The organism is Thalassospira sp. A40-3, from assembly GCF_015871485.1.
Lineage (GTDB): Bacteria > Pseudomonadota > Alphaproteobacteria > Rhodospirillales > Thalassospiraceae > Thalassospira > Thalassospira tepidiphila.
In genome coordinates, this window is the sequence record NZ_CP065428.1 from 4,037,077 (window position 1) to 4,061,673 (window position 24,597).

The window sequence follows — 24,597 nt, forward strand, 5'->3', positions numbered from 1 at the left end:
GATTATACACAGTGGTTGCCAGCAATTGTTTTTCAATGCCTGCACCGGGAATTTTGACGCGATATCAATCAACCAGATGCCTGAAAGGGTGTAATTGCGGTTTCTTCCCATTCTTCGAGTGATACCGGTACACCTAGGTGGAAACCTTGCAGTTCTGTAATCCCGTATACCCGCAGCCTTTCGACCACACCGGGGTTTTCGATACCCTTGGCGGAAATCGAAAGACCCATTTTCGAGCAGACCTGTGCAATCCATTCAACAAAGGCATCATCGAGAAAATCTGTCATGGTGCCGCGCACCAGATCGCGGTCAAGCTTGATACCGGCAAAGACTTCCTGACGCAGCAGATCAAGCGAATTGTTCCCCGATCCGAAATCATCAATCAGAAGCGCAATACCGCGTTCGCGCAAACGCGTGGCATTGGCCAGCATCTCAAGATCGTTGGACAGCAATTGGCGTTCGGGAATTTCATAGGACACGGTCACCCCGCGCATCCGCATCTTTTCATAGAAGCGAATGAGCAGCTCAAAGAATTGCGGTGTCTTCAGAGAGAACAGTGACAGATTGACCGCAAGGTTGGCCTGATCACCCATAAGTGCACGATAGCGCGGTGCCTGATCAATCATGATGGCCATCAATTGACTGCCAAGGCGGTTGATCACCGGATTGTCCTGAGAGGCTTCGATGATCTCGTCGATGCCAAATTCCTTTTCAAGAGATGGCATGCGACACAGGACCTCTGCCCCGCACAGGCCAAGGTCGCTTGCACGAAAACGCGGCTGCAGGACGGTGTGGAAGTCTGCCCGGTCAATGGCGTTATTGACCATCAGGGCCGTTGGACCCGAAGAAACCTTTTTAACCACCACGCCGGTATTGAGAATACGGTCAATCGCTTCCTTAAGGACGGCGACCGACACCGGTTTTGCCAGAACACGCGTCACCATGGCCTGATTGATCGCCTCACGCAGCGACAGGCTGGAAACGTTACCAGACAACAACATCCGGTTGATTCCGGGTGCCATGCGTGCTGACTGTTTGAGAAAGGAAATGCCGTCAATGTTCGGCATCACCAGATCGGCGATGATCAGGTCTGTCCGGTCGCGGTTTTGCGCCAGCCAATCCAGTGCAGCCTGCCCGTCTGTATGGGTGACGAATTCAAAGCAGCCCGACAGGGTACGACGTACCGCCGCCAGCAACTTTTCATCATCATCGACCATCAGAATGACGGGCCGTTGTTTATCAACCTGATCCATAAATGGACATCTCCGGAACGCGATCACCGCGGTAATCTTCTCAAGACAGCCCCGCCTAAATGCGTGCTATACAAATAGCGGAGCTTTGAACGTTCGCAGATTAGTGTCAGACTACCTTTCTCCAATATCCCCATTTGTGGAGGGCGCTTTTGATGACGGCCAAAAAGACGGTCCGGATTGCCTTTGTCGATGATGACGAAAATCTTCTGTCGTCTCATCGCCGCAATTTTGCCCGCCTGCGCCCGGACTGGGAGGGGGTCTTTGTCAATGACCCGATTGCCGCGCGTGATGCCATCATCGCCGATCCGGATGTTTCGGCAGTCATCCTTGATATCCATATGCCGGGCATGACCGGCCTTGAACTCGCCGCCGAACTGCGCAAGGCCCGCAAGGAATTGATCATTGTGATGCTGACGGGTTATGCCGATCTGCAATCAGCACTGCTGGCGGTCAATGAAATCGGCGTCTTTCGCTTCTATCCCAAACCAACCATGCTTGAGACGATGCTTGATGACATCGAAACCGAGATCAAAAGCCGCCTTGGCCAAAGCGAAGATACCCTGCCGACCGAGTTTCTCGACCTGTTTGAGCTGGGCGTGATTGCGGTTGACGAGACCCTGACCATCCTGCATCTCAATTCACAGGGTGCCGAGGTTCTCAGGCGGTCCTCACTGGTGCGCTCCGGCCCACAGGGACGCCTGATCATTGACCCAAGCCCGGAAGGTCTGACGAAATTTCTTGTGCCGCCGGGCAAAACCGTTCCCCGCAGCCATCAGAGCTTCTCGCTTGAACGTGACGGTGAAAAGCTGTCGCTTCTCATTCGCCGGGTCCCCAAAAAAGCTGATAGCAAACAAAGCTTCATGATCATTCTGGTCGACCCGGCCCAGCAGCGCCCGCCAGCGGTCGACGATCTGATGGATCTGTTTGGCCTGACCCGATCCGAAGCCAAATTGACCCAAAAGCTGGCAGAGGGGCTGGCCCTTGATCAGGCCGCAGAACTGGTTGGAATCTCGCATTCTTCGGCACGGACGTATCTTAAGACCATCTTCTCGAAAACCGGTGTGAACCGGCAGCCGCAACTGATGAAAACGGTACTTTCAAGTATTCCGTCCTTGCGCTAACGCACTGTAAATTAGTGCTTAAACAACGTCATCCGACCAAAGACCCACACCATAAAAACTTGAAAACGCCGCCAATACATCTACCCTGAGTTAAGAAACATCAGGGTCTTGAATGCTGGGGTGGGGCACAGGAGTTGACTGGACATAGCGACACATCAGAACCGTCGTCAAAACCGTCCTGGGCCTGTCATCGGTCGATGTCCGACCATAACCGATCTGTCAAACGGGCATACGATATTCTGTTTGCCGGGATCGGGTTGCTGGTGCTTTTCCCTGTTCTGATGATCATTGCGGTCTTGCTGTTTGGATCTGGCTTTCACAATCCGCTGTTTTTGCAAAAACGGATTGGTCTTGACGGTCGGATCTTTGTCATTTTCAAGTTCCGAACTTTACGTGATCGAACCTGCCGCCCGCTTTCTCCACGCGGCCTGCGATTTGCAGAAACGCTCAGTTCGATTTTGCGTATCACCGGACTTGATGAATTGCCGCAATTCATCAATGTGCTGCGCGGCGACATGTCACTGGTCGGGCCGCGCCCGCACAGCCTTGCCGATCACCATCGATTTGCCAAACATATTCCCGACTATACCGCCCGGCTTGCGATAAAACCGGGCATGACCGGATGGGCGCAAATTCAGGGCTGGCGCGGCCCGGTCTGCAGCACTGATCACTTGAAGGCGCGTATTGCCTGCGATCTTGAATATATCCGCCGCCAGACCCCTTTGTTTGATTGCGCCATTCTGATCCGCACGGTTGCCCTGCCCTTCAGGACGCTTACGCGATATCGGCCGCAACGCCAGCCCCAACGCGCGCTCAAACCCTGTCTTGGTCGCGACCGGCGGCTGGTGTAATGCGTAAATTCGTGATGTCCACCGCACTGCTCTTTGCAAATGTCGTGGCCCCCGCCGCCGCAATGGAAAATCCCGATGACGCTGGTGGCATTCGTCTCGGCCGAATTCTGGCAACCCCGTTGGTTGAATTCGGCACGCGATATGACAGCAACATATTTCAAAGCGATGCCAATCCAACCGGCGACGTCATCACAACTCTAACCCCGCGCCTGACCCTGCAGGGCGATTGGCGGGTTTTTCGCCTGCATCTCGCCGCCGGCGGCGAGCTTGGCTTTTTTGCCGACTCATCTAGCGATGATTATCAGGACCTTGAACTCAGCACTGCGGGCAGCCTTGATCTCGGTGCGACATCCGTTGAAGGCGGGGTTCAGCTTAAGCGCGCCCACGACCCGCGCGGCAGCAACGATGTCCCAACCAGTGCCACAGAGCCCGTTATTTACCGTGATGTCAGCGCCCAGATTGGCGGCCGCCATATTACCAACGGCCTGCATTACGAATCACAGTTTGCACTTCGCCGTCTTGATTTTGACGACAGCACCGCGCGCAACGGATCACTCATCCGCAATGATGATCGTGATCGCCTTGAACTGCGCGAGACGCTCCGTATTCTGTGGCCGCTTGATCTTGGGCGTGAGGCTTACGGCGAAGTCACGTTTAACCAGCGACAATATGACCGCACCCCCGATGATGGTGGTCGCATCCGCGATTCAGCGGGCTATCAGATGCTGGGCGGCATTCGCCTTGATCTGACCGATCTGATTACGGCCGATCTGGCGGCGGGCTGGATGAACCAGACTTATGCCGACCCGGCCTTTGGCAATATCGGGGATTATACCTTGCGCGGCGATTTCGACTGGTCGGTCACCCGCCTGACCAATATCGCGTTCAATGCCGCGCGTACCGTGCGCGAAACGACGCAGACCGGTGCCAGTGGCATTCTGGCTTTTGAAGCAGGAGCAGGTATTTCCCATGAACTGCGCCGGCGACTGACCGTTTCACTCAGTGCTGACTACAGCGCAGAAACCTTCCAACAAACCACGCGGCGTGACAACACCAGTCGGTTCGGGGTTGGCGTTCGCTATGAGCTTAATCGCCTTGCCCGGATCGAGGGTGGCCTCGCTTATGACCAGCGAAACTCAAATAGCGCGGGTGAGGATTATGAACGCCTGCAAAGCCACATCCGCCTCAAGCTGGAGATGTAAATGACAACACCAAAGCCACGCTTGTTCAATGGCTTGCGCACGGTCCTGATCACGCTGCTCGCCTTGATCGTGATGACGATGACGGCAAAAGCCCAGACCATCTATGTCATGGATAGTGGCGATACGGTGCGGGTCACGGTGTTTGGTGAACCGGACCTGTCAGGCGAATTCAAGGTCGATGCCATGGGCAGGCTGAACCTTGCGCTGATCGGGCCGGTAAGCGTGCGCAACCTCACCACAGATCAGGCGCGCCAGAAAATCCATGACGCCTATCTGGATGGTTATTTGCGGCACCCCGATATTGCGGTCGAAATCATCGCCTTTCGCCCGTTCTTCATCATGGGGGAGGTCAATCAACCCGGATCCTATGATTATGTGCCGGGAATGAATGTGCTCAATGCCATCGCAGTCGGCGGCGGGCTGACCTATCGCGGGGATGAGGATGACATCGAAATCCTGCGTGGTCATGATGCATCGCGCGTCATTATCCCGGCAACGCTCGCCACCATCGTTATGCCCGGCGACATCGTGCGCGTGGCCGAAAGGTACTTCTAAATCACTGCAAAATAGCGGATTTCCAGCACAATCCACTATACATTTTCGATCAGAACGCTGGGGTTTTAGAACTGCTCCACATATCGTCGGATTTTCCGCTGTTTTCTGGATCAACCATCTTTACCTGCGCCCGTTTTCCATGATGAAATCGCGCTCACGCCATCACCAGATGGCAAACAGATAAAAACTAAAACGATTTTGCCCCACGCAACGGAGTTCACGAAACATGTCCGGGAAAACAGAAACGCGCCATGGCGGACGCATTCTGGTCGATCAACTGGCCCTGCACGGGGCTGAACGCGTCTTTCTTGTCCCGGGCGAAAGCTATCTCGCCGTGCTTGATGGCCTTGTCGATCATCCGGGCATCGATCCGATCATTTGCCGTCAGGAAGGCGGGGCCGCCATCATGGCAGAGGCCTATGGCAAGCTGACCAATAAACCCGGCATCTGCATGGTCACCCGTGGTCCCGGTGCCACCAACGCATCGGCCGGCGTTCATGTCGCCCATCAGGACAGCACACCAATGATCCTGCTGGTCGGGCAGATCGGGCGTGACATGGTTGATCGCGAAGCGTTTCAGGAAGTCGATTACCGCAAAATGTTCGACCCATTGGCAAAGTGGGTCGGGCAGATTGATGACATCAACCGCATTCCGGAATATATCAGCCACGCCTATCACATCGCGACATCCGGTCGCCCCGGCCCTGTGGTTCTGGCGCTTCCCGAAGACATGCTGTCTTCAAGCACAGATGTTGCCGATGCCAAACCCTACGTCCCGGTTGAGGCCAAAACAGCGCCTGAAGATGTCTCTCGCTTCCGTGACGCTCTTGCGAAATCCGCAAAGCCGGTCATGATCGTTGGTGGGGGTGGCTGGACCCGCGAAGCGACTGAAAACCTTAAATCGTTTGCAGTTCGTAACAATGTGCCGATTGCGACAAGCTTCCGCTGTCAGGACTATATCCCCAACACGCACAGCCACTTCATTGGTGATGTCGGGATCGGCATCAACCCGAAGCTGGCCGAGCTCATCAAGGACAGTGATCTTGTGATCCTTGTCGGATCGCGCATGGGGGAAATGACCAGCAGCGGCTATAGCCTGCTTGATATCCCCTGCCCGAAACAGAAACTGGTCCATGTTTACAGCGGCCCGGATGAGTTGGGCCGGGTTTATCGCCCCGATGTTGCAATCAATGCGTCCCAGCGATCTTTCCTGCGCGCCATCGCCATGATGGAGCCGGTGGATGGATCGGCCCGCGATGACATGATCGAAACCGCACACGCCAACTACATCGCCTTTTCCACCCCGGTTGAAACCCCGGGCGATGTCAAAATGGCCCATGTGGTGGCGGAACTGCGTGAAAAACTGCCCGACAATGCGATTGTCACCAATGGGGCGGGCAACTACGCCGCCTTTTTGCATCGTTTCTTCCGCTACCGGGAATACCGCACCGAACTGGCCCCGACATCGGGCTCGATGGGGTATGGGCTTCCGGCCTCGGTCTCGGCCAAGCTCGCTCATCCGGATCGCCCGGTCGTCTGTCTTGCCGGCGACGGATGCTTTTTGATGCACGGACAGGAATTTGCCACCGCCGTGCAATATGGCGCGAATATCATCACGCTGGTGGTCAATAACGGTATGTTTGGCACCATCCGCATGCATCAGGAACGCAACTATCCCGGCCGTGTGTCTGGCACCGAACTGCATAACCCGGATTTCGCCGCCTACGCCAAGGCCTTTGGCGGATACGGTGAAACCGTCACAAGGACCGAGGATTTCGGCCCGGCCTTCGACCGCGCAGTTGCCTCCGGCAAACCGGCCATCCTTGAAATCCAGGTGGACCCACAAGCGCTTACCCCGATCAAAACCCTTGATCAGATCCGTGCGGGCACCTAAGTCGACTTAATTGTTTCGAAAATGCAATAAGCGGGATCAGCGTCTGGGAATGCTGATCTCGCCGCTTTCAAGGCCAGCTTTCAGCGCATCGACCGCAACGGCAAGTTTCTCATCAACCACATGCAGATAGGCCGTCCAGTCCGACAGCTTGGAAAGCTCTTCCTTGCCGTCGGAAATGCCGCGCAAACCAATCAGCGGCACGCCAAACTTGTGGCACGCACGCAGGATGGCAAAGCTTTCCATATCGACCATGTCGGCATCAATCACGTCATAGGCCGCACCCGACACCACATTGGCCCCGGTCGACAAACGCGCTTCGGGGATACCGGGAATGCGTAACGCCATCTCGATCTCGGCAGGCAGATCAACAAACGGCGTGCAGCCCTTCTCAAAGCCCAGAACCGATGCATCCATATCCCGATACGATACCGAAACGGCCTGATAAACCTCGGCCTGTTCCAGCGTACGCGATCCGGCTGATCCCAATGTCACGACAAGATCGGGCAAATCATCCGACAGCTTCAATTCGGTCAATGCCGCGGTCAGATTGATCGCAGCCTCCACCGGCCCAACCCCGATCATCAAGGGCGTAAACCGCTCCTTGAGGTGGTCGCCATATTCCGCCGGTGCCGCCATTGCGAACAACACGTTATGGCCTGCGACATCATGAAGGTATCCGCGCATCTTTGACTTTCCACATTCTTGAAATCAGAACCCGCAGCATAAAGGCCGGGCAACATTTCCGCAGCCCCAAAATCACGGCATCACTGTCAGTGTAACGTGATCGCATCAGGCGGCGACAGAACGGGTCGGAGCGAACAGTTTGGCGAGATAACCAAAGCCCACAACAAGCGCGATCACGTCAAACAAAGCCATGGTCGATACGCCAATCGCGGCAAACCCGGTATTTTCAAGCAGTGGCTCGAAGCACTGGTCATTGATTTCCATAAACAGCCCGATGATGAGCAGGTAGGCGCCATAACGCTCTGAAAGTTCGTTGAGATCATGCTGTTTCTCGGCAATCTCTTCGCCATAAGCTCGTTTCGCCAACATTTCGCGCATCTCAAGGAACACGCCAAAGGCAACCAGAATGACGGCGACATCTTCTTCAAGCGTCACATCAGCATCGAATATGCCAGCCTCAAACGCAAAGGTCAGCGTGGCAAGGTGTGCCCAGCCGGTCATCACCACCATTGCCATCACAACAAAGGTCCAGATCGCCAACGAAACCGGATGAATGGTGAAAAGGAAAAACAGCTTTGTCATTGGTTCGCCCCAACAAATGCAAAAACGCACCCCTGCCGGTTTCGGCATGGTAAAAATCATCCTTACGCGCACTATCCGCGGATGCCAACTGACAAAGCAATTTTGGGAGAAAATTGGCGCACCCGACAGGATTCGAACCTGTGGCCTTTGCCTTCGGAGGGCAACGCTCTATCCAGCTGAGCTACGGGTGCGCAATATGTCGGACCGTGACTGGAATATGTGGCCCGAGTGCGATGGGTGATACAGGTTTTGGCCTGAACGGGCAAGGGTTTTCGAACCCCGATACCCGCTCAATCATCCCCGATACCGGTTAAGGTAACCTTGGCAGGTTGTGGCTGCAATCAGCTTTCGACATCACGGCGTTCATACGGGTCACGCACCACCCAGGTGCCATCCCATTCGCGGTCCTGTTCGCGCCGCTCAAGGCGCTCCATGCGGTTCATCATCAGCTGTGCGGCAAAGTCGCTGTCATCAAACGCGATGACTTCTTCATAAAGCGGCCGGGCCGCATCGAAATTGCCATCGCGGTAATGCGCCATGGCGGTTTCGTACTTGCTGCGCCATTCACGCCGTTCTTCAGAAAGCTGTCCGCCTTGCGCCAGAACTTCGTAAAGGAAGACGACCTTTTCAGTACCCAGCAGCACCACATGATCAAGGTCGCGCATTTCGACCTCACCCGACGCCATGCTGGCCGTTTCGTGCGAAGCCAGAATTTGCGTGCCATAGACCCGGTTGGCCTTTTCCAGACGGTTGGCATAGTTCACGCAATCGCCAACCACGGTATAGGCGCGTGATTTGTCCGTACCAATGGACCCGACAACGACCTCGCCGGTCGCAATGCCAACACGGATTTCAAGACCATGATCGCCAATCAGTTCGGCATATTTGGTCTTAAGCGCGTTAAAGCGCGCAACCTGTTCAAGGGCCGCCTGACAGGCATGTTTGGCATGGGCCCCTTCGCCGCAGAAGGGAGGGCCCCAGAAGCCGATCACCCGGTCACCAACAAAGTTGTCGATAATCCCGCTTTGATTGGCAATCGGTTCAGTCATCGCTGTCAGATAGTCATTCAGGAAGTCGACAAGCTTTTCTGGCGGCGTATGTTCCGCCAGCCAGTCAAACCCGGTCAGGTTGACGACACTAACGGTCATCACGCGCTTTTCGGAGTTCTCAAGCGCGGTTTCCTGATTGATCAGATTATTGATGACTTTCGGATCGACATATTTGCCAAACCGTTCGCGCATCCGAAACCGCACGCGGAGTTCGCGCGTCATGCGGTTAAAGGCATCTGCCAACCGGCCAAAGTCACCCTTGGAGCTGAATTCAAGCTTGGTATCAAGCTTGCCCGACTGAATGGAATTCAATGCACTCGTGGTTTTGCGCACAGCAACCACCACCGCATGCGCCATATAATAGGCCAGCGAAATGCCGATAATGACGGCGGCCAGCATCATGATGAATTCGGCCTGAATCAGGAAATCTTCGCGCTTGGAAACGTTTTCAACCGTTTGGGCCGCGTAGTCTTCGAGAAGCCGGATTTCATTGCGCAGGTTCAGCACGATAATCCGATGCAGGCCGCGCACGGTGTTTTCCTGTGACCGGGCATCGGCAAGATTTCCTGCCCGCACCTGATCAAGCAACCGTTCAACGCCCAAGGAAAACTGTGCCGATACATCGGCAAATTCCCGCATGCGCACATCAAGATCAAACAGCACACCCTCGTCAAAGTGACCGGATGCCTGCGCCCGACCAAGGGCAGCAAAGGTAAAGGATTTGCGGAAGGCCTGTTCGATCTGGGTTTGTTTGGCTTCGATTTCGATCTCGATGCCATTTAGAAGCGATGTCTGCGGTCCGTCACTTTCGACCACCCGCATGTAACGATCAATCAGCGAAATCTGTTCAAGCTGGCGCGCACGCACGTCCGAAAGCGAGTCCTTAACCGGCGTGACGTAGCGCGACACCGCCTCAAGATCACCATTGATGCCAAGGGACTGGATCACGGAGAACCCGGTGGCCACAACGAGCCACACGACAAAAAAGGCCGCGACACCCAGGAACTTCGCCCGAATGGTCCTTAGCATGCCGGTCCTGATCCTCCGGTTAAGTGATGTTGCATCATCAATTGCTGCTTGGCATATCGGAACGAAACAGCGGTTCGACAACCTGCATAATGCCTTGCAACTATTTAAAAAAGGCTACCTGATCATTGATTGAGGGTCAAAAAGCAATCAGTTGTTGGTGCAGGAATAATTTTTCCGATCTGTGCGATCCGTGACCCAGCGCCGGATATCCTCGATCACCACCGGCCCGTTCAGATCCCGCAACAACATGTGATACCCCTCCGAATAAAGGCAGCGGTGATAGTCGGGCAAACCAAGACTGGACAGTTGATCATCAAGCGCCGCAACTGCCTTGGGCGGGATCACCTGATCTTGCATCCCCGACAGCAAAAGTGTTGGCACAGATATATCCCCGGCCCGAACGCGCGCCAGATCCATGATATCGGCAACACCGGCAAGCAAATCGACCCGGACTGAAGACATCATATGCGGGTCACGCGACAGCCGACGCAGCATTTCGATATTGTCCGACGGCCAGATATCAAGTCCCCGCCCGGTCAGCGGCAACCATGGCAGGCTGTACGACAGGATCGAAAGCGGTGCGGTCTGGTACCACGGCATCATGTTCCGGTTCCAAACTGCCGGTGCCACCAAAACCAAGCCATCCATCAGATGCCCGCGCGTGGCAGCGGTGATGATCGCCACCGCCCCGCCCATCGAATTCCCCAGAAGGTAAATCGGTGTGTCAGGATAGCGGGCGCGCAACAGCGTCAATGCGTCACTAGCATCATTGACCAGACTGCCCGTGCCGGCCCAGAATGGACGTGTAGCCGTACGGCCAAAGCCACGCTGATCATAAGCATAGATCGCGATGCCCTTCGGGCCGACCTGTTCACCCAGTTCCATGAAGGCATTGGCATAATCACCCATCCCGTGCAGACCAAGGATCACTGCATCGGGATCTTCAAGATTGCCCCAGCTTTGCAACGGTAGCGCAGTACCATCGGCCGCAACAAAAACGTCTGGCCCAAGCACGGTCTGGGCAATCGGCAGCCCCGCCGGGCGAACAGTTGGCGCACAGGCGCTTACCATCCCGGCAAACAACAACATCGCACAAAGGCGGACAACGGGGCGCAATAAACACGGTGACAAAGTGGTGACCAACCCTACGCAGGAAACAGAGACACTCAATGAAGATTATAATGCGTTCGCCCGCAAGGTATTGTCACACATTACATATTCCAAGCGGGCAGTCGGGTTATTGAGGAAATTCTGGTTTAAGGTTTAACCAATCGGCCCAATCTAGTAGAACTACAGCAGGTTCAGCGGGTTTTTTAATCCAATGACAGACGCAGACATTGGGTATTTTGCCTTGTTGCCATATCGATCGTTCCACACGTTTTCCAACGAAAGGATACGACCATGAGCATGAAAGAAGCTTACGAGAAAAAACTGGAAGCCCAACTCAATGAGTGGAGTGCCCAGATTGACAAGCTTAAGGCGCAGGCTGAGTTGGCAGAAGCCGATGCACAAATACAGTATCAGAAACAAGTCAAAGAGCTCCGCGCCATGCAAGACGAGGCCGAGCAGAAGCTTAGAGAATTGCAAAAATCAAGCGATACCGCCTGGCAGGACCTGAAAGCTGGCATGGATAACGCTTGGGACTCGATTGAAGCTGCGATGAAAATGGCTACCAGCAGATTCAAGTGATCGAGCGGATCAAAACGCAATAACACAAAACCCCGCAAGAAAACTTGCGGGGTTTTGTACATGATTACGAAAACGCAACGAATTAGGCAGCCTTGCCGGCACCTGCGCGTTGCTTGTTATTATCGCGGGTCAGCATCAAGAAGATGTCTTCAAGATCGCCTTCCTCGGTCGACAGATCCTTGATCGCAAGACCACAGCCATGGATCGCCTCAAGGATTTCCGCCATCTGGGTGTTGCTTGGGCGGTAATGAAGCGCGATCTGGTTTTCCGATTTAAGCTCTGCCCCCCAGGGCGACAGGGCATCGGGTACTGCGTTCAGTTCGTTGTTCACGGTCAGAACCAGCGTCTTGTGATCAATCCGGCGCAGCAAGCTGCGCTTGTCTTCATGGGCAATGACATTGCCCTGATTGATGATCGCGATCTCGTCACAAAGTTCTTCGGCTTCTTCAAGGTAATGCGTGGTCAGAACAATCGTGACGCCCGCTTTGTTCAACTCCTTGACGTAAGCCCAAAGCTGCTGACGCAGTTCGATATCCACACCGGCGGTCGGTTCATCAAGAACCAGAACGGGCGGCGTATGGACCATCGCCTTGCCGACCAGAAGACGGCGACGCATCCCGCCCGAAAGCGACCTTGCATACGAGTCTGCCTTGTCGGCGAGTCCGATGGCGGCAAGAATCTCGTCCGTGCGGCGTTCGGATTTCGGCACGCCATAGAGGCCCGCCTGCAATTCCATCACCTGACGCGGGGTGAAAAATGCATCCAGATTGAGTTCCTGGGGCACGATCCCGATGGAGCAGCGTGCGGCCCGCATCTGGGCTTCGATATCGTTGCCCCAGATTTTTGCCGTACCGCTGGTCTTGGTAACAAGACCGGCCAAGATGTTGATAAATGTAGACTTTCCGGCGCCGTTCGGGCCCAGCAGGGCAAAAAACGAGCCGCGCGGAATCTTGAGCGAAACGTTATCAAGGGCGAGTTTTTCGCCGTTTGATCCCTTATAGACCTTTGTCAGCCCCTCGACTTCGATGGCATAGTCGGGCATTGCAGTCATATGTCCGTGATCTCCACTCTTTTCCGCGTCGCTTGTTTGCGCTAAGACCATGAGGCGCCATGAGCACGCGGAAGTATTGATTGAATATGCCCAATCGGTATCATTCCCGGGAAACCGGGGTCAATGCTGTCCACAGTGCGCGGCCAATCCCGATGGTCATACAAGCCTGAAAAAGGCAAACTTGGAACTGGATATATGAAGATCACCGAAGAAATCAAAGTCGGCACGCTAAATGTTGCCTGCGACGGCGGAAAAGGTCACCTTGGGCACCCGACCGTTTACCTTAATCTTGAGGAAAAAGGCGAGGTGGTCTGCCCGTATTGCTCGAAAAAATATATCTTCGACAAATCCTTGGCCGAGCACGCAGCCCACTAATCCAATACGCACCTTTTTAGGTACAGTATGGGGCCAGACCCTGCCGGTGCTTGCGCACAGATGGTCTGGCAGACCATATATTGTCACCTGCCTATGCTGTCGTGACCGCCATCACGGCCAATCCACGGGGAACTTCCATGACGTCTTCTGCACCTAACAGCTTCCGCGCTCTGCCCGATCCGGACGGGCATTTCGGCAATTTCGGCGGACGCTTTGTCGCCGAAACCCTGATGCCGCTGATCCTTGAGCTGGAACAGGCCTACAAGGACGCCAAGGCAGACCCCGCGTTTAAAAAAGAGATGGATTACTATCTCCGTCACTATGTTGGCCGTGAAAACCCGCTTTATTTCGCCGAACGCCTGACCGAGGAACTTGGCGGTGCAAAGATCTATTTCAAGCGCGAAGACCTCAACCATACCGGCGCGCACAAGATCAATAACTGCATCGGCCAGATCCTGTTGGCCAAGCGCATGGGCAAAACCCGTATCATCGCCGAAACCGGCGCCGGTCAGCATGGCGTTGCGACCGCGACTGTTTGTGCACGCTTTGGCCTGCCCTGCACGGTCTATATGGGTTCCAAGGATATCGAACGTCAGTCGCCCAACGTGTTCCGCATGCGCCTTCTCGGTGCAGAGGTCAAACCGGTCGTTTCCGGTTCGAACTCGCTGAAAGATGCGATGAACGAAGCCCTGCGTGACTGGGTCACCAACGTCGAAGATACCTTCTACATCATCGGCACGGCTGCTGGCCCGCACCCTTATCCGGAAATGGTCCGTGATTTCCAGTCGGTCATCGGCAATGAAGCACGCCGACAGATCATGGAAGCTGAAAATCGCCTGCCCGATCAGGTGATCGCATCGGTTGGCGGCGGGTCCAACGCCATTGGTCTGTTCCACCCATTCCTTGATGACAAGGGTGTCGAAGTTGTCGGTGTTGAGGCCGCCGGTCACGGCGTTCATACCGGCAAACATGCCGCAAGCCTTTCGGCAGGCAAGCCGGGCGTTCTGCACGGCAACCGCACCTATCTGCTGATGGATGATGACGGCCAGATCAAGGAAGCCGATTCGATTTCGGCCGGTCTGGATTATCCCGGCATCGGGCCAGAGCACAGCTGGCTTAAGGATATCGGTCGCGCGCGTTATGAACCAATCACCGACAAGGAAGCCCTTGCCGCCTTCAAACTCTGTTCGGAACTCGAAGGCATCATTCCCGCACTGGAATGCAGCCACGCGATCGCGCAGATCATGAAAGAAGCCCCGAAAATGGGCAAGGACAAGATCATCCTCATGTGTCTGAGTGGCCGGGGTGACAAGGACATCTTTACCGTGGCCGAAGCACTGGGAGTAGAATTGTGAGCGACGCTATCATCGGCGGCCAGGACCGCATCGCCAAACGTTTTGCCAAGCTCAAGGAAGAAGGCCGTGCCGGTCTGGTAACCTTTATCACCGCAGGCGATCCCGACCCGGAAACCTCGTTTGAAATCCTCAAACAGCTGCCAGAAGCCGGTGCCGACATCATCGAACTGGGCATGCCGTTTACCGATCCGATGGCCGATGGCCCCGCCATTCAGGAAGCATCGCTGCGCGCGCTTGCCGCTGGCATGCATATGCGCAAGACGCTGTCGATTGTGCGCGGTTTCCGCGATCAGGATCATGATACGCCGATCATCCTGATGGGCTATTACAATCCGATCTATATCTATGGCGTTGCCGAATTCCTTGAAGATGCGCGCAATGCCGGGGTTGATGGCCTGATCGTTGTTGATCTGCCGCCCGAAGAAGATGCAGAGCTTTGCATTCCGACCTTGGAAAAAGGCCTGTCCTTCATTCGTCTGACCACGCCGACCTCTGATGACAAGCGTCTTCCGAAACTTGTTCAGAATACCTCGGGCTTTGTTTATTATGTCTCGGTTGCCGGTGTGACCGGTGCCGGATCTGCCAGCAATGAGCAGATTATTGAGGCAATGGGACGCCTGCGTCGCCATACCGATTTGCCGATTGCGGTCGGGTTTGGCATCAAGACCGCAGCCCAGGCAGCCGACGTGGCAAAACAGGCCGATGCCGCTGTCGTCGGATCGGCTATCGTATCAAAAATTGCCGAAAGTCTTGACGAAAACGGCAAGGCCACCGATAAGACCGCCTCTATGGTTACCGGCCTTGTGCGTGAACTTGCAAACGGGGTCCGAAACGCGCGCAAATAGATGGCGCTGCGTTTGAAAGAACCGATATAGACAGAACCAAGGATCAGTATCCGATATGTCGTGGCTGACTGAATTCGTCCGTCCAAAGATTCAGAAACTTGTTCGCCGCACTGATGTGCCCGAAAACCTCTGGCACAAATGCAAATCCTGCGAACAGATGATCTTCCATCGCGATCTGGCAAAGAACAATCATGTTTGCCAGCATTGCGGTCATCACATGCGCATTTCCGCCAAGGAACGTCTCGAAACCCTGTTTGATGGTGGCAAGTACCAGACCATCGAACTGCCGAATGTTCCGGTCGATCCGCTGAAATTCCGCGATCAGAAGAAATATACCGACCGCCTCAAGGCGGCCCAGGCCAAAGCAACCTTCAAGGATGCGCTGGCTGTGGCCCATGGCGAAGTCGGTGGTCACCCGACCGTGATTGCCGTTTTCGATTTCTCCTTCATGGGTGGATCGATGGGCATCGCCGTTGGCGAAGGCATCGTTGCAGCGGCCGAGCTTGCCTGTGTGCAGGATGCGGCCCTGATCGTCGTTCCGGCATCGGGTGGTGCGCGTATGCAGGAAGGCATTCTCAGCCTGATGCAGATGGCACGTACCACGGCCGCGATCGAAAAGGTCAAGGAAAAGGGCCTGCCCTATTTCGTGCTCCTGACCGATCCGACCACTGGCGGTGTTTCGGCATCCTTTGCCATGCTGGGTGATATCCAGATCGCAGAACCGGGCGCACAGATCGGCTTTGCCGGGCGCCGCGTGATCGAAAGCACCATCCGCGAAAAACTGCCCGATGACTTCCAGACGGCCGAATACCTTCTGGAACATGGCATGGTGGATATGGTCGTGCCGCGTTCGGAACTGAATGCGACCTTTGGCCGCCTGATCGATATGATCCGTCGCACCAAACCGGGTGCGGCTGTGGTTCCGATCAAGGACGCCAAGGCCAAATCGACCAAATCCAAAACTCCGAGTGCGGATAAATAACTTGGCGGGCAGCGACGCAATCCTTGCTCGCCTTGGCAAGCTGCACCCGAAAGTCATCGATCTTTCGTTAGGGCGGATTACCCGGCTGCTTGAAAAGCTGGGCAATCCGCACCTTTCACTCCCCCCCGTCATTCATATCGCCGGCACCAATGGCAAGGGATCGACCTTGGCCTATCTGCGCGCGATCTATGAGGCGGCGGGACTTCGGGTGCATTGCTCCACATCCCCGCATCTGGTGCGTTTTCATGAACGCATCACCCTTGCCGGCCAGATGATCTCCGAAGAAGCCCTTTGTGATCTTCTGGAAGAGGTTGAGGCGATCAATGCCGGGGAATCGATTACCTTCTTTGAGATTACCCAGGCCGCGGCGTTCCTGGCGTTTTCGCGGGTTCCGGCCGATGTCCTGTTGCTTGAAACCGGGCTGGGTGGCCGTGTCGATGCATCCAACGTCATCGATAAACCTGCCGCGACCGTGATCACGCCAATCTCGCTTGATCATCAGGGCTTCCTTGGTGACACGATTGCCAAAATCGCGTTCGAGAAGGCCGGGATCATGAAAACCGTCGTTCCGTGCATCACCGCACCACAAAGCCTTGAGGCGTTTAATACACTGGCCTGTCACGCCAACCGCATTTCGGCCCCGATCTTCAACGATTTCGAGGTGACTGAGGAACGCGAAGACGGCTTCACGATCCGCATCGGGACCGAGCAGATCAATCTACCGCACCCGGCCCTGCCCGGACGCCATCAATATACCAATGCCGCCACCGCGATTGCGACGGTACGCAAGGCCGGAATTCCCGGATGTGACGGCAAGGATACCAATATCCTAGCCCGTGGTCTTGAAACCGCAAGCTGGCCCGCACGGCTACAGAAACTTACCAAAGGCCCGCTGAGCGATGCCTTGCCCGATGGCTGCGATCTGATTTTGGATGGTGGCCACAACATTGCCGCGGCCGAGGCAATTGCCGACTGGCTATCGCGCCAACCCGCTGGCGACACCGTTGTCATCATGGGCATGCTTGATAACCGCGATGCGGAAGCGTTTCTGAAACCGTTGGCGACGCATATCGCCGCGTTGGCCGGCGTTCCGATCCCCGGCGAACATCAGGCACATCTACCAGAAACCCTGCGCGATGCGGCAATTGCCAGTGGCATTTCCCCGGCATTTTCCTGTGACGGGTTCGAAGCGGCCATTACCCCGCTTCTTGATGCCTGCCGCACCCCGAAACGGGTGCTGATTTTGGGATCGCTCTATCTTGCGGGTCTGGTTCTGGAAAAACACGCCTGATCAAGCGTATATGCGTATTTTCTCAATCAATGCTGTAATATCGCCGTCTGACAAGGCGTGCCCGGTATCATTCAACGCGATCTGATCTGTCTGCGGGAAGTGCTGTAAATAGGTTTCGCAATGCGCAAACCCGACAATCTTGTCGTCTTTGCTGTGACAGAAATGCATTGGTCGACACCCGGCGAGCACAGCCAGCTCATCCTCCGTCAACGAAAAATCCATTACTTCCCAGTCTTGCAGACCCCAAAATGGGGCAGCAATGCTAAAGACCGATGCAAAGCGATTGTTATCACGCCAGATTTGCGGATTTCGTGCCAGATATTGCAAGATGGACGACCCGCCAAGTGAATGGCCCATCAATACGGCCCCTGATCGTGCTTGTGAAACCGTCTTTGCGATCTCGGCCAACCACGCATCTATGTCCGGGCGTTCCGGGTCGGGCATCAAAGGGGCGATGATGTGAAACTCGTCACCAAGGGCTTCTTCCAGCCGCGCAATCAGGCCGGTACTGCCGTTCTTGCCGCCTTGCGGACCGGCACTGTGGATAAAAACCAGATCACGTAGAACAGCCATGATGCCTCCGTCGTTTAGAAAGCGGTCATCAAAACACAGGCAATCAGACGTCGGGCAATCAAACGTCAGGCAGTTCGATCTTGCGCCGTGCTGAGCCCCTTGCCGGACCATCACCGCCATCTGTACGGCGCAGACGCAGATTGCCCGCGGTATTCTGGCGACGACGATCGCCCTGGACAAGTGGTGGCAAACCTCTGTCACCCTTAGCATCGCCATCATTTCCAACCTGGGCCGGATCACCGTGTTTGGCAGCTTCGCGTTTGACCTTCCGCCCGGTAATCCAGGTATAGCCCAGAATATAGAGCAAAAATCCACCCACCCCGACGGTCAGGGTCAGGAACTGCAACACCGGCAGGAAACTGCCAAAAATCATCCCGCCGCCATAGATCATGAAGATACAAAGGGCGGCCACGGGTGCCAAAGCCAGAAAGAAGATGCCGCGTACCTTGTGGCGGATCGGGCCGTAATGCATCAGCATCGCGTAGAACAGGTACATCAGCGCGACAAACACCACGAGTTTGATCAACAAGACGAAGTGATCAAAGTTGGCAAGGCGTTGATTGCGTTCATAAATGCCAAAAACAACGAACAGGCCATGGACGATCAGGCCAAAAGTGCCAAAGGTCAGGATAAAGCGCAGCCATGCAGTGACGCTAAAAAAGCTGCGCCATCCACCACCGTTCGCGTTGCGACGGTCTTTCTGCTTTTTGCCTTTCCGGGTGGCGAGCTTCATGTCATCTGAAAGCTCACGCGCCGGACCTGCAGTTTCGACGCCGATGCCTTTTGGCAAGAATTCCGGCTTGCTCGTTTTCCGGGCCACGAACCCGCTCTCCCATGTCCCTTGGGATGAAGTAATCCGCTACCATAGCAATCCCGGGGCAAGCTGATAAGCACAAAGAAGAATGATGCCAAAAAACCCGGAAAATGAGGGTTTTAGCGATATTGTTATGGTTTCGAAATGATATCTGGGCCGCGCAAGCTTAGCCTTTGCATTCGCAAGCGCAAAACTGTCAGCAGCCTTGGTTGTTTTTGCCTCTTTAAGGCAGGCGGCACTCGACTTACAGGCCGGGATCGGGCATTCTTCCGGCCCAATCTTTTAACGAGTATAAGAGCACGAGACGCATGACAGATTCCGCCCCGTCCAGCACCGGTTCGTCCGCCGACAAATCCCCGCGTCGCGTCGTTCTGGTTGACGGTTCCGGCTTTATTTTCCGCGCCTTCCACGCCCTGCCACCGATGACGAGCCCCGATGGCACGCCGGTGAATGCGGTCTATGGCTTCTGCACCATGTTGATGAAGCTGCGCGAAGATACCAAACCAGACCATATGGCGGTGATCTTTGACACCAAAGGCAAGTCGTTCCGCAACGACTTCTATCCTGACTACAAGGCCCATCGTCCGCCGCCCCCCGAAGAACTGGTACCGCAGTTCGGCCTGATCCGTGATGCGACCCGTGCGTTTAACCTGCCATCGATCGAACTTGAAGGTTTTGAGGCTGACGATCTGATCGCGACCTATGCCCGCCAGGCCGAGGCAGAAGGTTCTGACGTGATTATCGTGTCTTCGGACAAGGATCTCATGCAGCTTGTCACCGATCGGGTGCAAATGTTTGATGCGATGAAGAATCGTACCATCGGTGCTGCCGAAGTTCTGGAAAAATTCGGTGTTTCCCCGGACAAGGTCATTGATATTCAGGCACTTGCAGGCGATTCTGTCGATAACGTGCCGGGTGTGCCCGGCATCGGCATTAAAACCGCTGCCCAACTTATTGATGAATATGGCGATCTTGATTCTCTACTTGAGCGCGCCGGCGAAATCAAACAGCCCAAGCGCCGTGAAAAGCTGATTGAGAATGCCGAGCTTGCGCGTATTTCGCGCGATCTGGTGACGCTGAAAACCGATGTGCCGGTGGTCGAACCACTCGGTGACTTCGAATTGCGTGAACCCGATCCCGAAGTTCTCTTAAGCTTTATCGCAAGTCACGGCTTTAAATCATTGCTTTCTAAAGTAAAGTCGAAATTCGGCGGCGATGTTGAATTTGAAAGCCCGACGGCGGCCGGTGTTGGCGTCAATGATATCAAGGTCGAAAAGGCCGAATATGAACTGGTGCAGAATGAAGACCGCCTAAAGCACTGGATTTCCGAGGCCGAATATCTTGGCACCGTCGCGGTTGATACCGAAACCACATCGCTTGATGCCCATACGGCCAAGCTGGTCGGCGTTTCGCTTTCGACCGAGCCGGGCAATGGCTGTTACATCCCGCTTGGTCATGTCAGTGGCGCGGCACAAGGCGGCTTTGATTTTGGCGACAATCCCGCCGACAGCCCAAACAACAGCAAGGACGCGCCGAAGCAAATCAAGCTTGAGCGCGCGATTGAGCTGCTCAAACCGCTGTTGGAAGACCCCGGTGTTCTTAAGGTCGGTCAGAACCTGAAATACGATATGATCGTTCTGGCCCGCCATGGCATCAAGGTTGCCCCGATGGATGACACCATGGTGCTGTCCTATGTGCTTGATGGCACCAGCCACGGGCATGGCATGGATGAACTGGCCGAGTTGCATCTGGACTACAAACCGATTTCCTTCAAAGATGTCTGTGGCAGTGGCAAGACCCAGATCACCTTCGATCAGGTCCCGCTCGACAAGGCGCTTGATTACGCGGCCGAGGATGCCGATATCACGCTGCGCTTGCATCGGTTGCTCAAACCCCGCATCGCGCAGGAACATATGGCCAGCGTCTATGAGACGCTTGATCGTCCGCTGGTGCCGGTTCTGGCCGAAATGGAAGGCCTTGGGGTCAAGGTCGATGCCGAAATCCTTAAAAGCCTGTCCGAAGACTTCGCCAAACGCATGGCCGCCCTTGAAGAGACCATTCACGAAATGGCGGGCGAGCCGTTTAACCTTGGCAGCCCCAAGCAGTTGGGCGAAATCCTGTTTGATAAAATGAGCCTGCCCGGCGGCAAAAAGACCAAAACCGGTGCCTGGCAGACCGGGGCGGACGTGCTTGAAGCCCTTGCGGCCCAGGGCCATGACCTTCCGGCCAAACTTCTGGAATGGCGTCAGCTTTCCAAGCTTAAAAGCACCTATACAGATGCCCTTGCCCATCACATCAACCCCAATACGGGCCGCGTGCACACCAGTTACGGGCAAACCAACGTCAATACCGGGCGTTTGTCATCGAATGACCCGAACCTGCAAAACATCCCGATCCGAAGCGAAGAAGGTCGTAAAATCCGTACAGCCTTTATCGCCGAGCCGGGTCACAAACTGATTTCTGCCGACTATTCGCAGATCGAATTGCGCCTTCTGGCCCACGTTGCCGAGATCGACGCCCTGCGCGAGGCGTTTAAAAACGGCGAGGACATCCACGCCGCAACCGCATCGAAGGTGTTTGGCATCCCTATCGAAGGCATGGACCCGATGGTCCGCCGCAAGGCCAAGGCGATCAACTTCGGCATCATTTACGGCATCTCGGCCTTTGGTCTGGCCAACCAGCTCGGCATTGCCCAGAAGGAAGCCAAGGAATTCATCGAAGCCTATTTCGAGATTTATCCAGGCATCCGCGATTATATGGACGAGGCCAAGGAATTCGCCAAAAAGCACGGCTTTGTCCGCACCCTGTTTGGCCGCCATATCCATATCAACGGCATCAACGACAAAAACGGCATGCGCCGAAGCTTTGGGGAACGTGCCGCGATCAACGCGCCGATTCAGGGCGGTGCGGCTGACATCATCAAACGCGCGATGATTGCAGTCCCGAACGCGTTGCTTGATGCCGGGCTTAAAACCCGCATGCTGCTTCAGGTCCACGATGAATTGATCTTTGAGGCCCCGGAAGACGAAGCCGAAAAGGCCATCAAGACCATCCGCGAAGTCATGGAAAACGCCGCCCACCTGTCGGTGCCGCTGATTGCCGACGCCGGCATTGGCGATAGCTGGGCCGACGCCCACTAGTACCCAGACGCATATCAAAGCAAAAAGCCCCCGCTGCAACATTCTGCAGCGGGGGCTTTTTTTAAAAAAATCAGCTTTGACGTTCTGGGCGATTAAAGTCCCAAAACTTCACGCATGGAATAAAGCCCCGGTGCCTTGCCTTCGGCCCATTTGGCGGCTCGAACCGCGCCCTTGGCAAAGACTTCGCGTGAGGATGCCTTATGGGTGATCTCGATGCGCTCGCCTTCACAGGCAAAGACAACGGTGTGATCGCCGACCACATCGCCACCGCGCAGGGTTGCAAAGCCGATGGTGCCGTCTTCACGCGCACCTGTGTGGCCATCGCGGGAACGGACCGCAACATCATCCAGATTAACCCCACGCCCCTTGGCTGCGGCTTCACCCAAGCCAAGCGCGGTACCCGACGGCGCATCGACCTTGTGTTTGTGGTGCATCTCAACGATTTCGATGTCGGCGACATCCTTATGAAGGACGCTTGCCACCTTTTCGACCAGGGCGAAGGCCAGATTCACACCGACACTCATATTGGGCGCAAAGATGATCGGGGCTTTTTTGGCAGCAGCCTTGAGCTCATCTTTCTGATCGTTCGATAGGCCAGTGGTGCCAATCACAAGGATGGTGCCGGTTTCTGCCGCCAGTTTCGCGTGCTTCATGGTCGCCGCCGGGGCGGTGAAATCAATCACCGCATCAACCGATTCAAACAGTGCCTTGGGATCATCGCCAATCACAACGCCGCTTTCTTCCAGACCGGCGATCAGGGTGACGTCCTTGCCGATGAACGGGCTCCCGGGCAGGTCGGTGCCGCCACCAACCTCACAGCCCTTGGTCTTGGCCGTTTCATTGACCAACATTCGCCCCATACGGCCAGCACATCCAACAATCCCGATCTTCATTTCCGGTCTCCTCCGGGCAAGCAAATTCAAACTCGTAATTGCTTTAACACACGGCTCCGACAGCGCAAAACAAAACCCCCGGCAAAGCGGCCGGGGGTTTGGGATATTGATCTGTAAAGCGCAAGCCGATCAGTCGGTCAGGTCTTTCCAGATTTCCTTCATCTTGGAAAAGAACCCTTCGCTTTCCGGGCTGGACCCCTGTTCGCGCGAAATCTCGTCGAATTCCTCAAGCAGTTCTTTCTGACGGTCTGTCAGATTAACCGGAGTTTCGACGCTGACTTCGACAAACATGTCACCGCGCGCCTGCGAGCGCAGGATGCTCATCCCCTTGCCGCGCAGACGAAGCTGCTGACCGGACTGGGTACCGGCCGGGATATTGATCCGGGTGCGCGTGCCTTCGATGGTCGGCACCTCGATGGTGCCACCAAGGGCGGCTTTGCCCATCGGGATCGGAATCCGGCAATACAGGTTGGCCCCTTCGCGCTGGAAGAAGCGGTGATGCCCGATATCGAGGAAGATATACAAATCCCCGGGAGGCGCACCATTGGTGCCTGCCTCGCCCTCGCCCGCCAGGCGAATGCGCGTGCCATCTTCGACACCGGCCGGAATGGTGACCTGAAGGGTCTTTTCCTTTTCGAGGCGACCAACACCGTGGCAGGATTTGCACGGGTTCTTGATGATCTTGCCTTTGCCATGGCAGCTCGGGCAGGTGCGTTCAATGGTAAAGAAGCCCTGCTGCGCGCGGACCTTGCCGTGACCATTACAGGTCGGGCAATTGACCGGCTGCGAACCGGCTTCGGCACCGGTGCCATCACAGCTGTCGCACGATACGGACCCCGGAATGGTAATTTCGGCCTTTTTGCCTTCGAACGCTTCTTCAAGCGTGATCGCCATGTTGTAGCGCAGATCCGCCCCACGGGACGATCCACCGCCACCGCGGCGTCCGCCGCCCATGGCGCCAAAGATCTCGTCAAAGACGTCGGCAAAACCACCGCCGCCAAATCCACCGCCGAAGCCACCACCAAAGCCGCCACCACCGGGGCCGCCCTGTTCAAAGGCAGCATGGCCAAAACGGTCATAGGCCGCGCGCTTTTCCTGATCCTTCAGGACCTCGTAAGCTTCGCTGACCTGTTTGAATTTGACTTCAGCTTCGGTATCGCCCGGATTTTTGTCCGGGTGGTATTTCATCGCTTGCTTGCGATAGGCGCTTTTCAGCTCGGCTGCACTGGCATCTTTACTGACACCCAACAGCTCGTAATAATCTTCTTTCGCCATCTGTAACTCCGAAATACGGTCGGGCCGTTCCAGCAAATTCTTGCGTCCGGAACGGCCCGATTTTTCTTTACAGGGCGTCGTTCAAGACGACCTC

At 55.5% G+C, this 24,597-nt stretch carries 22 protein-coding genes and 1 tRNA gene; 12 read left to right on the forward strand and 11 right to left on the reverse strand.

Features of this window, described 5'->3' with window-relative positions; genetic code table 11:
- Positions 1 to 68 precede the first annotated feature (68 nt).
- Positions 69 to 1,253 carry an EAL domain-containing protein gene (locus tag IT893_RS18630; RefSeq protein WP_197146262.1) on the reverse strand — a complete coding sequence of 395 codons (1,185 nt, stop codon included), beginning with the start codon at positions 1,251 to 1,253 and terminating at the stop codon, positions 69 to 71.
- A 152-nt stretch (positions 1,254 to 1,405) separates the two neighbouring features.
- Between IT893_RS18630 and IT893_RS18635 the strand changes: the two genes are divergently transcribed.
- The 5 genes from IT893_RS18635 (at position 1,406) to IT893_RS18655 (ending at position 6,876) form a co-directional block, all read left to right on the forward strand.
- Positions 1,406 to 2,374: a response regulator gene (locus IT893_RS18635; RefSeq protein WP_197146263.1), complete on the forward strand. Its 969-nt coding sequence runs from the start codon at positions 1,406 to 1,408 to the stop codon at positions 2,372 to 2,374.
- Positions 2,375 to 2,571: 197 nt separating this feature from the next.
- Positions 2,572 to 3,225: a sugar transferase gene (locus IT893_RS18640; RefSeq protein WP_197146264.1), complete on the forward strand. Its 654-nt coding sequence runs from the start codon at positions 2,572 to 2,574 to the stop codon at positions 3,223 to 3,225.
- Entirely contained in the window at positions 3,225 to 4,427 is a 1,203-nt protein-coding gene (locus IT893_RS18645; RefSeq protein ID WP_197146265.1) for an outer membrane beta-barrel protein, read from the forward strand. The genes IT893_RS18640 and IT893_RS18645 overlap by 1 nt, the downstream gene beginning before the upstream one ends.
- Positions 4,428 to 4,982: a polysaccharide biosynthesis/export family protein gene (locus IT893_RS18650; protein ID WP_197146266.1), complete on the forward strand. Its 555-nt coding sequence runs from the start codon at positions 4,428 to 4,430 to the stop codon at positions 4,980 to 4,982.
- A 226-nt stretch (positions 4,983 to 5,208) separates the two neighbouring features.
- Entirely contained in the window at positions 5,209 to 6,876 is a 1,668-nt protein-coding gene (locus tag IT893_RS18655) for a thiamine pyrophosphate-binding protein (RefSeq protein WP_197146267.1), read from the forward strand.
- Between the two features lie 36 nt (positions 6,877 to 6,912).
- Here the strand turns inward: IT893_RS18655 and IT893_RS18660 are convergent, their stop codons facing one another.
- The 5 genes from IT893_RS18660 to IT893_RS18680 form a co-directional block, all read right to left on the reverse strand.
- A complete protein-coding gene (locus tag IT893_RS18660) occupies positions 6,913 to 7,560 on the reverse strand; it encodes a 5'-methylthioadenosine/S-adenosylhomocysteine nucleosidase (RefSeq protein ID WP_197146268.1) in 648 nt (215 codons plus the stop codon).
- A gap of 105 nt (positions 7,561 to 7,665) precedes the next feature.
- Positions 7,666 to 8,142, reverse strand: coding sequence for a hypothetical protein (locus tag IT893_RS18665; RefSeq protein WP_063086430.1), 477 nt, complete (start codon positions 8,140 to 8,142; stop codon positions 7,666 to 7,668).
- Between the two features lie 114 nt (positions 8,143 to 8,256).
- Positions 8,257 to 8,333: transfer RNA gene (locus tag IT893_RS18670), tRNA-Arg, on the reverse strand.
- 150 nt (positions 8,334 to 8,483) lie between these two features.
- Positions 8,484 to 10,220: an adenylate/guanylate cyclase domain-containing protein gene (locus IT893_RS18675; protein ID WP_008888665.1), complete on the reverse strand. Its 1,737-nt coding sequence runs from the start codon at positions 10,218 to 10,220 to the stop codon at positions 8,484 to 8,486.
- Positions 10,221 to 10,367: 147 nt separating this feature from the next.
- A complete protein-coding gene (locus tag IT893_RS18680) occupies positions 10,368 to 11,351 on the reverse strand; it encodes an alpha/beta hydrolase (RefSeq protein WP_252724008.1) in 984 nt (327 codons plus the stop codon).
- A gap of 270 nt (positions 11,352 to 11,621) precedes the next feature.
- On the opposite strand from IT893_RS18680, the gene IT893_RS18685 reads away from it, so the two are divergent.
- The gene (locus IT893_RS18685; protein ID WP_197146269.1) at positions 11,622 to 11,909 is read left to right on the forward strand and encodes a coiled coil domain-containing protein; all 288 of its coding nucleotides are present in this window, start codon (positions 11,622 to 11,624) and stop codon (positions 11,907 to 11,909) included.
- An 82-nt stretch (positions 11,910 to 11,991) separates the two neighbouring features.
- On the opposite strand, the gene IT893_RS18690 is transcribed toward IT893_RS18685, so the two are convergent.
- Entirely contained in the window at positions 11,992 to 12,960 is a 969-nt protein-coding gene (locus IT893_RS18690) for an ABC transporter ATP-binding protein (RefSeq protein ID WP_008888668.1), read from the reverse strand.
- A 195-nt stretch (positions 12,961 to 13,155) separates the two neighbouring features.
- On the opposite strand from IT893_RS18690, the gene IT893_RS18695 reads away from it, so the two are divergent.
- From IT893_RS18695 to IT893_RS18715, 5 genes are all read left to right on the forward strand, one after another.
- Positions 13,156 to 13,335, forward strand: a complete 180-nt coding sequence (locus IT893_RS18695; RefSeq protein ID WP_040822460.1) for a zinc-finger domain-containing protein — start codon at positions 13,156 to 13,158, stop codon at positions 13,333 to 13,335.
- Between the two features lie 137 nt (positions 13,336 to 13,472).
- Entirely contained in the window at positions 13,473 to 14,690 is a 1,218-nt protein-coding gene (gene trpB, locus IT893_RS18700; RefSeq protein WP_008888670.1) for a tryptophan synthase subunit beta, read from the forward strand.
- Positions 14,687 to 15,535, forward strand: a complete 849-nt coding sequence (gene trpA, locus IT893_RS18705; protein ID WP_197146270.1) for a tryptophan synthase subunit alpha — start codon at positions 14,687 to 14,689, stop codon at positions 15,533 to 15,535. Before trpB ends, trpA begins: the two co-directional genes overlap by 4 nt.
- Positions 15,536 to 15,590: 55 nt before the next feature.
- Complete coding sequence (accD, locus tag IT893_RS18710) at positions 15,591 to 16,517, forward strand: acetyl-CoA carboxylase, carboxyltransferase subunit beta (RefSeq protein ID WP_008888672.1); 927 nt, start codon at positions 15,591 to 15,593, stop codon at positions 16,515 to 16,517.
- Between the two features lies 1 nt (position 16,518).
- On the forward strand, positions 16,519 to 17,808 hold the full coding sequence (locus IT893_RS18715; RefSeq protein WP_197146271.1) for a folylpolyglutamate synthase/dihydrofolate synthase family protein: 1,290 nt from the start codon (positions 16,519 to 16,521) through the stop codon (positions 17,806 to 17,808).
- On the opposite strand, the gene IT893_RS18720 is transcribed toward IT893_RS18715, so the two are convergent.
- A complete protein-coding gene (locus IT893_RS18720) occupies positions 17,809 to 18,381 on the reverse strand; it encodes an alpha/beta hydrolase (protein WP_197146272.1) in 573 nt (190 codons plus the stop codon).
- Between the two features lie 58 nt (positions 18,382 to 18,439).
- The gene (locus IT893_RS18725) at positions 18,440 to 19,201 is read right to left on the reverse strand and encodes a hypothetical protein (RefSeq protein WP_197146273.1); all 762 of its coding nucleotides are present in this window, start codon (positions 19,199 to 19,201) and stop codon (positions 18,440 to 18,442) included.
- A gap of 302 nt (positions 19,202 to 19,503) precedes the next feature.
- Between IT893_RS18725 and polA the strand changes: the two genes are divergently transcribed.
- Complete coding sequence (gene polA, locus IT893_RS18730; RefSeq protein ID WP_197146274.1) at positions 19,504 to 22,335, forward strand: DNA polymerase I; 2,832 nt, start codon at positions 19,504 to 19,506, stop codon at positions 22,333 to 22,335.
- A 92-nt stretch (positions 22,336 to 22,427) separates the two neighbouring features.
- Here polA and dapB read toward each other — a convergent pair whose 3' ends face one another.
- Together dapB and dnaJ are read right to left on the reverse strand one after the other, a co-directional pair.
- Positions 22,428 to 23,228 (reverse strand): 4-hydroxy-tetrahydrodipicolinate reductase, encoded by an 801-nt coding sequence (gene dapB, locus IT893_RS18735; protein ID WP_197146275.1) that lies wholly within the window; start codon positions 23,226 to 23,228, stop codon positions 22,428 to 22,430.
- 129 nt (positions 23,229 to 23,357) lie between these two features.
- Complete coding sequence (gene dnaJ, locus IT893_RS18740; RefSeq protein ID WP_197146276.1) at positions 23,358 to 24,503, reverse strand: molecular chaperone DnaJ; 1,146 nt, start codon at positions 24,501 to 24,503, stop codon at positions 23,358 to 23,360.
- Positions 24,504 to 24,597: the final 94 nt, after the last annotated feature.

Coding starts and splice junctions, on each gene's coding strand:
- IT893_RS18640 (WP_197146264.1), top strand. CDS start 2,572: ATGTCCGACCATAACCGATCTGTCAAACGGGCATACGATATTCTGTTT.
- IT893_RS18720 (WP_197146272.1), bottom strand. CDS start 18,381: ATGGCTGTTCTACGTGATCTGGTTTTTATCCACAGTGCCGGTCCGCAA.
- IT893_RS18650 (WP_197146266.1), top strand. CDS start 4,428: ATGACAACACCAAAGCCACGCTTGTTCAATGGCTTGCGCACGGTCCTG.
- IT893_RS18665 (WP_063086430.1), bottom strand. CDS start 8,142: ATGACAAAGCTGTTTTTCCTTTTCACCATTCATCCGGTTTCGTTGGCG.
- IT893_RS18635 (WP_197146263.1), top strand. CDS start 1,406: ATGACGGCCAAAAAGACGGTCCGGATTGCCTTTGTCGATGATGACGAA.
- IT893_RS18655 (WP_197146267.1), top strand. CDS start 5,209: ATGTCCGGGAAAACAGAAACGCGCCATGGCGGACGCATTCTGGTCGAT.
- IT893_RS18630 (WP_197146262.1), bottom strand. CDS start 1,253: ATGGATCAGGTTGATAAACAACGGCCCGTCATTCTGATGGTCGATGAT.
- dnaJ (WP_197146276.1), bottom strand. CDS start 24,503: ATGGCGAAAGAAGATTATTACGAGCTGTTGGGTGTCAGTAAAGATGCC.
- trpB (WP_008888670.1), top strand. CDS start 13,473: ATGACGTCTTCTGCACCTAACAGCTTCCGCGCTCTGCCCGATCCGGAC.
- polA (WP_197146274.1), top strand. CDS start 19,504: ATGACAGATTCCGCCCCGTCCAGCACCGGTTCGTCCGCCGACAAATCC.
- IT893_RS18645 (WP_197146265.1), top strand. CDS start 3,225: ATGCGTAAATTCGTGATGTCCACCGCACTGCTCTTTGCAAATGTCGTG.
- IT893_RS18695 (WP_040822460.1), top strand. CDS start 13,156: ATGAAGATCACCGAAGAAATCAAAGTCGGCACGCTAAATGTTGCCTGC.
- IT893_RS18675 (WP_008888665.1), bottom strand. CDS start 10,220: ATGCTAAGGACCATTCGGGCGAAGTTCCTGGGTGTCGCGGCCTTTTTT.
- IT893_RS18690 (WP_008888668.1), bottom strand. CDS start 12,960: ATGACTGCAATGCCCGACTATGCCATCGAAGTCGAGGGGCTGACAAAG.
- IT893_RS18685 (WP_197146269.1), top strand. CDS start 11,622: ATGAGCATGAAAGAAGCTTACGAGAAAAAACTGGAAGCCCAACTCAAT.
- IT893_RS18660 (WP_197146268.1), bottom strand. CDS start 7,560: ATGCGCGGATACCTTCATGATGTCGCAGGCCATAACGTGTTGTTCGCA.
- dapB (WP_197146275.1), bottom strand. CDS start 23,228: ATGAAGATCGGGATTGTTGGATGTGCTGGCCGTATGGGGCGAATGTTG.
- accD (WP_008888672.1), top strand. CDS start 15,591: ATGTCGTGGCTGACTGAATTCGTCCGTCCAAAGATTCAGAAACTTGTT.